This window comes from uncultured Nostoc sp. (assembly GCF_964245445.1).
In the GTDB taxonomy this organism is placed as follows: Bacteria; Cyanobacteriota; Cyanobacteriia; order Cyanobacteriales; family Nostocaceae; genus Nostoc.
The window spans coordinates 16,562-29,615 of sequence record NZ_CAXTNE010000076.1; the positions used below are offsets into that span (position 1 = coordinate 16,562).

The 13,054-nt window shown below is 37.2% G+C and carries 7 protein-coding genes; 3 read left to right on the forward strand and 4 right to left on the reverse strand.

Annotated elements, in window-relative coordinates; genetic code table 11:
• Nucleotides 1-1,115 precede the first annotated feature (1,115 nt).
• Both ACFE90_RS15015 and ACFE90_RS15020 read left to right on the forward strand, forming a co-directional pair.
• Complete coding sequence (locus ACFE90_RS15015; RefSeq protein WP_375501785.1) at nucleotides 1,116-3,095, forward strand: scytonemin biosynthesis sensor histidine kinase; 1,980 nt, start codon at nucleotides 1,116-1,118, stop codon at nucleotides 3,093-3,095.
• A gap of 137 nt (nucleotides 3,096-3,232) precedes the next feature.
• Nucleotides 3,233-4,159, forward strand: a complete 927-nt coding sequence (locus ACFE90_RS15020) for a response regulator (RefSeq protein ID WP_375501797.1) — start codon at nucleotides 3,233-3,235, stop codon at nucleotides 4,157-4,159.
• Between the two features lie 4 nt (nucleotides 4,160-4,163).
• Here the strand turns inward: ACFE90_RS15020 and ACFE90_RS15025 are convergent, their stop codons facing one another.
• The 4 genes from ACFE90_RS15025 to ACFE90_RS15040 form a co-directional block, all read right to left on the reverse strand.
• Complete coding sequence (locus ACFE90_RS15025) at nucleotides 4,164-5,366, reverse strand: AAA family ATPase (protein WP_375501787.1); 1,203 nt, start codon at nucleotides 5,364-5,366, stop codon at nucleotides 4,164-4,166.
• 548 nt (nucleotides 5,367-5,914) lie between these two features.
• Nucleotides 5,915-7,078, reverse strand: a complete 1,164-nt coding sequence (gene argJ / locus ACFE90_RS15030; protein ID WP_375501789.1) for a bifunctional glutamate N-acetyltransferase/amino-acid acetyltransferase ArgJ — start codon at nucleotides 7,076-7,078, stop codon at nucleotides 5,915-5,917.
• Between the two features lie 134 nt (nucleotides 7,079-7,212).
• Nucleotides 7,213-8,727: an ATP-binding protein gene (locus ACFE90_RS15035; RefSeq protein WP_375501791.1), complete on the reverse strand. Its 1,515-nt coding sequence runs from the start codon at nucleotides 8,725-8,727 to the stop codon at nucleotides 7,213-7,215.
• A gap of 12 nt (nucleotides 8,728-8,739) precedes the next feature.
• Nucleotides 8,740-10,716, reverse strand: a complete 1,977-nt coding sequence (locus ACFE90_RS15040) for a PAS domain S-box protein (protein WP_375501793.1) — start codon at nucleotides 10,714-10,716, stop codon at nucleotides 8,740-8,742.
• Nucleotides 10,717-12,757: 2,041 nt separating this feature from the next.
• Here ACFE90_RS15040 and ACFE90_RS15045 point away from each other — a divergent pair.
• A partial coding sequence (locus tag ACFE90_RS15045; protein ID WP_375501795.1) for a hypothetical protein occupies nucleotides 12,758-13,054 on the forward strand: 297 nt, incomplete at its 3' end.

The window sequence follows — 13,054 nt, forward strand, 5'->3', positions numbered from 1 at the left end:
TGTAAAAACACATTACCAAATTTACAATAGAAAATCTTTTGATCTGGTTGTCAATTCTTTTGCTTTTAGGTTTCCTCTAACCTACGCCACTTTCTACAATCGGCAAAACCTTAAAAGTCCTGTTTTGAAAGGGTTTGGGGGATTTACTGTGCGTAAATCCTAGTTTTCCAGCCTCACCCCGAAGCAGTCAACGTCGAGAATAAAGCTTGATTATTCACTATTGAACTCGCCGTTACAAATTATCCGAATTAAAGCACGAGCATAATTACAATAGTTTGGCGGTCTTTATATTGCCACTAAGAACTTATTGATGCAATTCTTTGTAACGAAAAATACATAATTATTTAGCTTTTGTCTTTCCTTAGAGGGATGGCTAAATATTAAGTAGGTGATTTTTTGATAAAACTCATTATTTCTGACGTATCCCATAGCACAAATACCGTACATTATCACTAATAATTTTTTATATATAACAACCAAATCAAAAACACACGTAAAGTAACTGTGATATCTCTAATACAAATGTATTTCTGAGGATGGATGACTAAGTATATTCTTTTGTAGTTAAATCCCTGAGAGAGTAAGTTAAGATAATTTAAGAAAAATAAGTTGAGGAGTAAAATTTTTCATTGAAGCCAAGCCCAGCACTGCAAATTCATTTATGTTGAGAATCAAACGACTCTACACCTATAGTTTAGTTCGTCAAAGCGTTTGGTTGGTAAACCATAAACCTAAGTTGGCTCTGGTGCAGGGCTAGTTTAAATGTCAAATATTTATTTTTTTTACTTTATAGATTAGGAGTTTTCAACTCTTATCTAATAAGGTTTATTGACAAATCTAGATTTGATTCGTCTAAATTTTGTGTAACTATAAAAAGCTGCTTAGTACAGAAACAATAAATTTTAAATGTTTAGTTTGTTTTAGGAAAGTTTGGTTTAATAATCCCTTGTTTATTGGTATGATAAGTTTTGTTAACAGGATTAGTAATATTTTTTAATTTACTAACTAATCTGATTTTTGAACAGCCTAACGGTGCCCCAAAGATTTTAGTAAGTTATGACTATTAACTCATTAATGGCTATGGTACTGATTGATTACCAGGAGGAAATAGGAATATGAATTCTAGCGATTCTACATTAGCTAGATCAAATAATCAACGGGTACTACAGCCAGAAGTAGAGATGAAGTTTGCTCACTTCCTAATAAATCATGCTGTAGATGCAGCCTTCTGTTTAGGAGAAAACGCACAGTTTCTCTACGTCAACGATGCTACTTGCCGAATGACTGAGTATTCCCGTGAGGAATTACTTTCCATGAGGCTGCATGATATAGATGTAGATTTCTCTCTGCACAATTGGTCAGATATTAGCTCCCAGAATTCCCTTACCTTTAAATCTCGCTACCGGACAAAAAGAGGTCGGATATTTCTGGTAGAAATATCCATTAGCCATGTAAAACAACAAAATATGGAATTTGGCTGTGCTTTTGCTCGTGAGATAAGTGATGAAATAGTAGAACTTAGCGTGCAAAAGTGGACTGATGAATTAAGGGATGCCAAAGACAATTTGCAACAGGAATTTTCTCAACTCAAGTCCAAAGAAGTAGAATTAGAAACATCTCTTTCTTTACTTCGTTCTACTCTCGAATCTACTGCCATTGGTATTGTTGCAGTTAACTTTGAGGGAGATATTCTGAGCTTGAATCAGAAATTTGTGGATATGTGGCAGATCCCAGAGTCCTTAATACTATCTAAGAAATGTCCTCGATGCAAAGCCTTTTTTGAGAATCAACTTAAAGATCCCCAAGCCTTTAATCGGCTGATTTGGGAAGTGTCTAGCCAATCTGATTTCGAGAGCTACGACATTTTGGAATTGAATGATGGAAAAGTTTTTGCACACTACTCTAAACCTCAGTGGCTCGATGGCAAAATTATTGGTAGAGTGTGGAGTATTTGGGACATTACTGAATCAAAACGGACTGAAGAAGCATTACGGCTAAATGCAGCTAGATTTCGGACTTTAGCAGAAACGGCAGATACTAGTACTTTTCTGATTCAAGACACGCGGCTTTGCTATATAAATCCAGCAGTAGAACAACTCACTGGCTACACACAAGAGGAACTGTTAACAGGCTTTGATCTTCGCAGACTGATTAAAAGCAAAAAACGCAGGCATATACGTAAGCACGGTGAAGCAAGTAACTTTGAATATCAGGAGATGAATATTCTGACAAAAAACGGTACGGAGCGCTGGCTAGCTTGCGCGGTTGCAATGCTAGATGGAGGGCTGGATTTTGGTGGAAAACCAGTAGAAATGATTGCAGGCATCGATATTACTGATTACAAATATGCAGAATTAGGTCTTAACCAAGCTTTAGAACAAGCAAAACAACTTAGCGAACTCAGAGCGCGTTTTCTTTCTATGGTTTGCCATCAATTCCGTACACCACTGAATATTGTTTCATTTTCTAATAGCTTACTAAAGGAAGAAGTAGACAAACGTACACAGAAGAAAATACAACCACTACTAGATCATATTCAAAAAGCTACCGAACAGCTCAGTCAGATGTTGGATGATATTTTGTTCTTCTCTAAGGCAGAAGCAGCAAAAATAAACTGTGAACCAAAACCACTGGAGTTAGTTGGATTCTGTAATGATTTAGTTGCCCAAATGCAGATGAGCGTTAGACAAATTCCGATTAATTTTGTAAGTCCACATAACTCTTTGACAGCCTGTATAGATAAAAAACTGTTAGAGCCGATTTTGAAAAATTTACTTGATAATGCAATAAAGTATTCTCCCTCCCAAATTGCAATTGAATTGAAACTTTCTTGCAAAAATGAGAAAGTAATTTTTCAGGTCAAAGATAGGGGTATCGGTATTTCAGTAGCAGACCAACAACGAATATTTGAGCCATTTTACCGTGGTAGTAATATTGATCATATACCTGGTACTGGATTAGGGCTATCAATTCTTAAAACCCTTGTAGATTTACATCACGGTCAAGTTTCTGTAGAAAGTCAACTTAATGCGGGTACTACGTTTACTGTGATGTTGCCATTAATCAAATCAGAGTTTAGTATTTCAGAGTTATGAATGTTGAAATTAAGAAAATTCTTAATTAACAGCTTAACAATCATAACTCTCGGAATAAAGTAATTAATTTTATGCCTATTTACATACTCACCAAAGAGTATAGTAAGCAGCTTCTGTAAACAGTTATGGTAATAAAAATTATGCAAGAATCACCAAAGAAAATTCTCGTCATTGAAGATGATAACGTTACCCGCAATCTTTATTTAATGGGTCTTGAGGCTAAAGGTTTTGATACGATAGGTGCTGACAACGGTCTTGCTGGTATCCAACAAGCACAAGAGCATATACCTGACTTAGTAATTTGCGATATTACAATGCCTGATATGGATGGTTATAGCGTTTTAAATACGCTACGCCAAGATCCTGTTACAGCAATTATTCCTTTCATTTTTCTGACTGGTAGTAGTACCAAAGCAGATGTTCGCAAAGCTATGGAATTAGGAGCAGACGACTATCTTACCAAACCCTCTACACTAGACGAATTACTAAGGGCGATCGCTATTCGTTTGCAAAAGCAAGCTACTCTCCAATACTGGTGGGCGATGAAATTGGAAAAAGCTCCAAAATCAGTATTTGCAGATAATACTACAGCGATCGCTGAAGGTGCTGGTGTTGACGTTAGCGTTGGCGAAGCCGATAGAGAAGTCTCTAGTAGAGAAGCCCCTGATACAGAAATCATGATGCCTCTCAAGTCAATTTTTCCCTACATTCCCCAATTAAAAGAAGTTTTTGACTTTATCGAAGCCCATTATCATCAAGGAATTACTTTGTGTGATGTGGCTGTTGCTGTTGGTTACTCACCTGCTTATTTAACAAACCGAGTAGCAAAGCAAACAGGCGAGACTGTAAACTGCTGGATTGTCAAACGCCGGATGGCTGGAGCACGTTTTCTACTCCAAAATAATGATCAGACAGTCGAGAAGATAGCGAAAGCATTGGGCTATCAAGATGTGTCTCATTTCTCCCGTCAGTTTCGCCAACATCACGGTTTACCTCCCCAAGCTTGGCGCAAAGAACATCAACTTGTATCACAAAAACAAGTAAAACTTTGGCAAAATTGCTGAAACTTCAAATAAATAGTTGCGTAAACTCATATATTAAATCCACCCTGCCCTTACGTAACATGGCTGGATCTAATCTTTCAGTAGTATTACAAGTCATCAACACAACTAAGCGTTGCTGCATCTGAATACCAGACTCATCAATTACACTCTGATACAAAGTGCCATCTAGCAAACTCAGAATGTGTTCGGTTTTGTTATTGTATTGCGCTACCTCAGAAGCACGATTTTGCGCTAGATTATCAGCTTCGTTAATAACGATACAAATACGCTCTATGTAAGTCGGTGGGACAAAGTTAGCGATCGCATCATGATCTAAAATAAAAATTACATATCCTAAAGGTACAAGAATTTCTTTTGCAACTGCCTGTGTCCAGACTGTTTTACCTGTACCTGGTTGCCCATGTACAACAACCGCTAACTGGTTTTGATTCAGAATCGCTTGTTGTACAGAATCAGTAAAGTTTTGGATATCTGCTGGAAATGTGCGAATGTTAAATTGACTGTGAACCTTGCCTACACGACTTTGATATCCACTCAGCATAACTGCTAAGTCGTAAGTTGCTTTGTTAATTAGTGGCGCAAGATTTTTCGCCATTAAAGTATATTGTCGTCGCCCGCGATCGTAGGGATCAATTTGTAACCAAACGTCAGACTTCGCCCAGTAAGCATAAACAGTATTGATAACGTCTAAGCGTTCCCAGCTAACAAATTTATCTATAGGAAAATAAAAATCTCTTTCTGAGTAATACTGGGTAATAATGTCGGGATTGCCCAACACACCTAAAACTCGCAGTACAGTAATTTCTTGTAGTCGGTTAAGAACATAATCAATGGGAATACTACTACGACTGACAAATTGGACGATGGGCGTTTCCGTACTCAAAACATCTTTGTAGCGATGATCTGGTGATTGAGGATCTGGCGTGATGTAATTCCAAAACTTTTCAACTTCGTAGCGGGTATTATCAGATACAACATTTAATAAATTAGCCCACCAAGCATAATTATTTCGTCCCAAAACATCAGCAAGATTACTCACTAAATTCAAACTTTTTTGAGTTAATTCGCGGGAGTCACTATACAACAGTTGCCACAAAAACCCCCAGTCTAATTCTCGGTTAAACGGTCGCCAACCGCTAGCAAGCAAGCTCTGCCGGGTATTATTTGTTGGAGTGCCTTCATTACTTCTAAAATAGTCAAAATCCATATTTATTAATTATGTGGCGTTAGTCGAGTTATTTGAGCTTAAGTATGAGATTTTGAAAAATTTTTCTGGTAATATTAACTAATTGCGTACAAATGGTAATTTTATTTTCACCGCGCTGTACTGTTTAGGAAACCTTTTTAATCTAACTCATTTCTTATGTAATATACTATAATACATTATAACTACCTGCGTCAACTTTTTTGACAAAGCAATTAGTTCTTAATGTACCTGCGCCATTTATCCATCTCTAGATGAGGACTAATGTCATCACCGTGGAATTGCCCATAAGATAAAGCACATAACCGCATTTTGACTGATGCCATTTCTCTCATTGCTGGCTGGGCTACCTATACAAGTAGGAAAACCTCATCCAGGCTTGAATCTGTTAGGATGCGTTAGGGCTAATGTCCATAACGCACCGAAAATATGGGATGGTGCGTTAGTCTACGGCATAACACACCTTACAAAACTGCTGGCAGGGTTGGATTCCGATTAACCGTAGTATCAACCTATGTAGAGACGCAAAATTTCGCGTCTTTTCTAGTTAATCAAGTTGAATATTTGCCATTAATTTCTATATAGCCCTCTGAAAGATCGCAACCCCATACAGTTGCAGAGGCGTCGCCAATATTGAGGCTAACATGAATTCTTACTTGATCTTTGGACATGATTTGCCGCAACTGTTCCAGATTTTCATCAGTTAAGCTATTAGGATAAACTTTTACGTTATCAAAACTAATAACAACTATTTCTGGATTTATCTGCTGTTCATTTTCACATTTACCTATAGCCATAGCGACTCGTCCCCAATTCGGATCTGCCCCATAGACGGCGGTTTTTACTAATGGTGAATTCACAATTGCTTTAGCTACTGTTTTAGCTTGTGCATAGTTAATCGCCGAATCTACAGTCACCTCAATAATTTTGGTAGCGCCTTCTGCATCTCTGGCAATTTTCAGCACCAATTCTTGTGCAACTTCTTGCAATGCACTAGCAAAATCTGCTTCTGAAACTTCACCGGCTATTCCATTAGCTAGAATCACAGCAGAGTCACTAGTAGAAGTGTCAGTATCTACACTTAGGCAGTTAAAGGTTTTATCTATAGTAGAGCGAAAAATAGAATGAAGGCTATTTGCAGAAATTGCCGCGTCAGTAAAAAAGAAAGTTAGGAGGGTAGCCATATTAGGCTCAATCATGCCAACACCTTTAGCAATTCCTACCAGTTTGGCATTGCCTATTTGCCGTGTCGCTAGTTTTGGTACTGTATCGGTCGTCATAATACCACGGGCTGCGGCATGAAAATCAGCATTAGTCAAATTTTTCCCCAATCCTAATAAACCTGCCCGGATTTTTTCAATCGGGTAACGTCTGCCAATTACACCTGTAGAAGCTATCACAATATTATGTGCAGCAATTCCAGTTTCGGTTGCAACTAATTGCAGAACCTCTTGGGCGTCAGCGATACCAACAGAACCATTAGCTACATTTGCATTCTTAGATATAACAACAATTCCTTGTGCTTGTGAATCTTTTAAATTATTACGGCTAATAGTAACGCTTGGCCCGGCAAAAAGACTTTGAGTAAAGACTCCATCAGCAACACAAGGAACTGATGATTTAATAAATACAAAATCATCAGTTGTATCTCGTATTCCCAAATTAGTAATGAATGCACTAAAACCTTGAGGTGTGGAAGGTATACGTAATGACATTTTTCTGAATTTAATAATTTGGATTAATTATCTCATACCATTTACAAGAATGTTTGTGACACATAAATCGGTTGTAGGGGCGTATAAATGTGTGCCTCTAGCTATATGCAAAAATTTTAATAGAAGCTAAAAATCTATAAATCAGTCAATGTGACAGTAAATGTCGTCCATCCATTACTGCTTTCTACTTGAATGTTTCCTTGCAGTTGTTCGACTAATTTCTCTACTATAGGTAAACCTAATCCCGAACCACGTTGATTCCAGATATCTGCATTGGGAACGCGATAAAATTTTTCAAAGATTCGTGGTAACTCTGTTATCGAAATTTCTGCTGAATTACTGATAGTAATAATAGTTTTTGTGGGCACTTCCGAGGAATTGTGACGTACACTTAGGACAATTTCACCACCCGCAGGTGTGTATTTACAGGCATTATTAACCAATTCTACTAAAATTCGTTCCAAGCTAATGCTATCTGAGAACAACGGCGGGAGATTTGAAGCGAGATTTATCTGTAGAGTTTGCTGATGTTCTTGAACACGGATTTGAAATGGCTCAATAACCCAAGGTAACCACTGTTGTAAGAGCAAGGAATCAGGTGTCATCACTGGATAGGATGAGCTTTCCAAGCGTTGTAAGTCTAGTAAATCGTTAATTAGTCCTAGCTCGCGATCGCACTCACTTTCCATCACTTCTAGATAGCGTTGAGTTTCTTCAATACCAGGAGATGCTTGTATCATTTGAATCATTAACTTTATATTACTCAGAGGCGATCGCAGTTCATGGGAAACTAAATTCAAAAAGTCATTTTTGAGTTGATTTATCTCCTCCCATTGCACCAGAAGTTGCTCTTGCTCAATTTGCTTTTTACGCGCCTCAATCGCTCGTTTGCGCTCAGTAATATCTCGAAAAACTAATACAGCACCTGTAATATTATCTTGCTCATCTTTAATTGGTGCAACACTGTCATCAATTGGTATTTCTCCACCGCCTTTAGTAATCAGAATAGTTTCTGCTGGAAGACTTACGATAACACCATCTTCAAGAACTTTTATGATCGGACTTTCAATAGAGTCATGAGTTTCTGCATTAGCAATATTGAATATTTCTGATGAATTTCTACCATAAGCTTCTTCCTGTTTCCATCCGGTTAGATTTTCGGCAACCGGATTCATAAAAGTTACCAATTCTTGCATGTCGCTAGCAATGACACCATCGCTGATACTTTTTAAAAGTGCATCTAGCCATTTTTTATTTACCTTTAATTGTCTTTCTAAACCATGTTTTGTTAGAGTTATTTCAATATTTATTTGTAGTTCTCTTTCTTTAAAAGGTTTGATTAGGTAAGCAAAAGGCTCAGTTATCTTAGCTCGGCTTAATGTGTTCTCATCTGCATAAGCAGTCAAATAAATTACTGGAATATCCAAACGTTTATAGATTTCTTCGGCAGCTTCTATCCCGTCCATCGACCCTTTTAGCTTAATATCCATTAGCACTAAATCGGGGAATATTTCCATTGCTTTATTAATTGCTTCTTCTCCTGAAGAAGCTATAGCAGGAACCGTGTAACCGAATTTTATAAGTCGATGCTGCAAATCTTTAGCAACAATAGCTTCATCTTCCACAACTAAAATTTTTGCGTTTGTCATATTTTAGTCATTTTATATTAATGTAAATTTCACTTGGCACTCTACTCCGCTAGCACCTTGGATATCAATATTACCTGCAAGTTGATTGGTTAAAGCATCTACTAACTGCCACCCTAAAGAGGCCATGTTTTTAAAATTGAAATTCGATGGTAAACCAATTCCATCATCACTAACTATAAGTATAACCTGATGGTCAGTATTTTTGCTTATTCCGATATAAATTGTACCATTTCTACCTGTTGGAAATGCATATTTTAAAGAATTAGATACAAGTTCATGGATAATTAAACTACAGGGAATTGCTGTATCTAAGCCGAGAAATACTTGCTCATCGATATTTACTCTCAGAGCGATCGCATCTTCATTGACTTCATAAGCACTAAATAAACTTGCTACCAAATCTCGAATATATTCACCAAAATTAATTCTTGCCAAGTCTTGAGACTGATACAATTTTTCGTGAATTAAAGCCATTGATGCAATTCGCTGCTGGCTTTGTTTAAATATTACTAAATCGTCTGGATCTTTGATGTAAGCAGATTGCAAGCTTAACAAACTAGAAATAACCTGTAAATTATTTTTGACCCGATGGTAAATTTCTTTTAATAACACCTCTTTTTCTAAGAGTGATGCTTGAATTTGTTCCTCCCACTGCTTGCGATCGCGCAGTGCGGCTTGTCGTTCGCTAATGTCTTCAACCACAGAAATAAAATACTTTGGCTCCCCATTCGGTTCGCGCATTAAAGATACGGTGACATTAACCCAAACAATGGAGCTATCTTTGCAGAAATAACGCTTTTCTATGGAATAAGTTTGAATATTATCTGCTAAAATCTGATTAATATATTTCAAGTCGGCATCAAGATCATCTGGATGAGTAATATCTTGGAAAGTTAGCAACTGTAGTTCTTTAGGTGTATAACCGACAATATCGCAAAGCCTCTGGTTAACTAACAACCACCTTCCATTTATAGCTATATGGGCGATGCCAACAGCAGCTTGATGGAATGTAGCACGGAATCGTTGTTCGCTTTCTCGCAATGCTTGGTCTATTCGCTGGCGCTCAGTAATTTCTGCCTGTAGTGATTGATTAATTTTTGTTAACTCTGCTGTCCGTAGCTCAACCTTGCTTTCTAGTTGGTTAAGTAGACTACTTAGTGCCTTCTCTGCTTGCTTGCGCTCAGTGATGTCAGTATGTGAGCCTACCATCCGCGCTACGTCACCATTTTCATCCCACAGTGCTTGACCTCGATCCAAAATCCATTTATAAGTGCCATCTTTACATAAAAATCGATACTCGATAGCATAAAACGGTGTTTTCTGAGCAAAATGATCTTGAACTGCTTGTGTCACCCAGTCCAGATCATCGGGATGCACTCGTGTGAGGTATTCATCTAAATAGTTAGAAATTTCCTCGTCTTCGTAACCGAGCATTTCCTTCCAGCGAACTGAAAAAAACATTTCATTGGTTTTAACATTCCAGTCCCAAATTCCATCATTATTGCCGCGCAAAGCTAATTGCCAACGTTGTTCACTTTCTCTCAGCACCTTCTCAGTCCGTATGCGTTCAGCAATTTCCTTTGCTAGTTGTGAGTTTGCAGTCTCTAGTTGGGTATGACTCGGTAGAGCCAATGCCTGGGGTATTAATGGCACAAGTTCTATGGCTGTCAATACTGAGATAAAAGCGGTGATAGCTTTAATTAACCCTGATAGCCAATAGGTAGGATACCAAAGCGTCCACACATCCATTAAATGGGTTGTGCCACAAGCAACAATAAATATGCCAAACATTAGGAACATCCAACCGAAAGGCACATCTCGCCGTTTACGGACAAAATAAACCAACATTACTGGAATTGAATAATAAGCAAGTCCAGTTAACACATCTGAAACGAGATGCAACCATACCAATCCTGGTTTCCAGAGGTAGCAATGTCCGTGGGGAATAAACTGGCTAGTAGAGAAAAAATTATTTAAAAATTCCATCATAAAAACCTATACACTGCACAAGTCTTCACCAAAGCCCAAAGTGCGCCAAAGTGCGAAGGAAGAGGTTTTGAGACTAAGACCTCTGTAGACGCGCAGAGGCTTAGAGAGTGGTTTCTGATACTCTAAAGAAGAACACGTTCGGCGTTTGTCAGAGGTTTCGTGTACTAGCGTTAGGCTAGTACAGAATAGCAGTTGCGGCTTCTACATCCTCTATCTGTCATCCTTTCTGAGTTTTTTAAGTTGAGGATGTAAGGTTTATTGAAATAAAAGTACCGCGATCGCTTTGATTTTTGTTACCGTAGATTCTCTGAAATGAATTCTTTAATATATATAGATGCCTTCAAAAAACACGGTAATATTTCGCTTATATAAAATAACTAGTACTGAACTTTTCAGTATATTTTCGGTTTAATAGCTTTCAAATTAATATCTGTATGCTACGTAAAAATTATAAAAGTTCGGTTCCCCGTGGCTTACCCCATACAGTGATACCTGCTTTGGACTTAGTGGCACACTGACGAATTCCTTCTCTTGAAAGCCACTATCGGCAATCACCAAATAAATCTCAGGAATTTTGGCAACGATGTTCAAATATGCATCTAAGTAAGTCGGCGCCTAAAAACCAGCTATCTAAAGATAAATACGCCAGGTTATTGAAGATATGGGCGCTCGTCTAAGAGTATTTGTAGTGTTGGCATAAATTTACGCTAACATTTTTTCTCTGTCCAAAGTCCAATAATGGTCACTCACGACAACAAAATTTTAGATATTACAGTTCGCATGAGCTATTTTGAAGATGGTAGATGATTCTCTAGTCAAAGAAGTTTCGTGATATACAAAATAGATGAAAACTAAAGGCTAGTCCATTCTGAATATATCTTTGGGAATACTATTTTAGTTTAATGTTCGTGCAGCTAGTAGAGAAACAGAGGGGAAAGAATTTGTATCAGTCGTTAAGTGAAATGAGATAACAAACTAACTTACCAATAAAAATATTCCTTAAGTATAATACAAGACATACCTAGAGTATGAAGTTATAATTTCTCAGGTGAAATATTATTGTTAATATATATCAACTATTGGCAGCATCTGGTCTAACTGTTTAAAAATTCTAGTTTACCAAATAACAAAAGTTAATGGAAAAAGAGTCATTAGATTTATTAAGGTCAAAATTCTGTTTAACTTAGCGATCGCTTGTACTTTTTATGTAAGCCGAAGTAAATAATTAAAAGGTTTTTAGTTTACGCTAGAGGGTAACAAAGCTACACTTCACATCTTGTATGTATGGTTTTATCCATTCTTGACTACTTAGTTAATGTATCTAAATAAATAATTAAAAAATAGTTATATTCATTATGATTGGTACGAGATTTTATGGTTAAAGATTTTGTTTTTTGTCTACAAGAAGCAGCTTTACACTTTATATTGGAAAAATCTCAAACACATAAAGATTATTCTGAATGTTTTGTGAACCCTCCCTGTGGATGTACCAATCCAGGGCAAAACCCTCAGTGTGAAGATTGTGGTTATCTTGAAGGCTGCTTATCTAATTGCAAGCTCCAACAAATTTCATTATCTTCACGTTCATAAGCTAAAATTTAATGCCAAATTAATTCCTGCGATAGAATTGACTTTACTCTTATGGTAGAAGCCCAGTAAAAAAATAGCAGTTATCCTGAATAAGAATAACGAAATAATTCACAATTAAGTAATTAAAAATTATGATGCAAATGAATGTAATTTTATGAAAAATAAATATTATCATTCCTTGCCATTGTGAACAAGCAACTTAGTTACTCGATTCACAATTATATCATGAGCTAGTAATTACTAATTATGAATTTAGTTTGAATCTGAGGAATAGTTAAGTTGTTGTGTGTGAGAGCTTAAAATGCTTTCGATTTTCCAAAAGAAACTAGGTTAAAGACTCCTCAATTTATCTTGTGAAAAATTCCCTAATTTAGCAGTAGATTGAGTAGACAATATCGGTTTTGAAAATCAACCTAAGAAATCTAGAACATACATAAAAGGAACCATGACTATGAAGTCTTTTGATTTATCTAAAGCTGTTTTGGCTACTGTCTTTGCCATCAGTTTCGCTTCTTTGTCCTTACCTTTTTCTGTTTCTGCCCAAAGCGGAGGCTCCGGTAGCGGAGGCTCCAGTGCTGGTAGTAGCTCAGGTAGTGGTGGTACAACAGGTACTGGCACTACAGGTAGCGGTACAGGTAATAGTAGTATAGGTAGCCCTACAGGTAGTGGTACAGGTAGCGGTACAGGTAGTAGTGGTATAGGTGGCACTACAGGTGGCGGTACAGGTAGTAGTGGTATAGGTAGTGGT

What these genes read in the sequence shown, in the direction of transcription:
- ACFE90_RS15015 (WP_375501785.1), top strand. Translation starts at nt 1,116, where the DNA reads ATGAATTCTAGCGATTCTACATTAGCTAGATCAAATAATCAACGGGTA.
- ACFE90_RS15025 (WP_375501787.1), bottom strand. Translation starts at nt 5,366, where the DNA reads ATGGATTTTGACTATTTTAGAAGTAATGAAGGCACTCCAACAAATAAT.
- argJ (WP_375501789.1), bottom strand. Translation starts at nt 7,078, where the DNA reads ATGTCATTACGTATACCTTCCACACCTCAAGGTTTTAGTGCATTCATT.
- ACFE90_RS15035 (WP_375501791.1), bottom strand. Translation starts at nt 8,727, where the DNA reads ATGACAAACGCAAAAATTTTAGTTGTGGAAGATGAAGCTATTGTTGCT.
- ACFE90_RS15040 (WP_375501793.1), bottom strand. Translation starts at nt 10,716, where the DNA reads ATGATGGAATTTTTAAATAATTTTTTCTCTACTAGCCAGTTTATTCCC.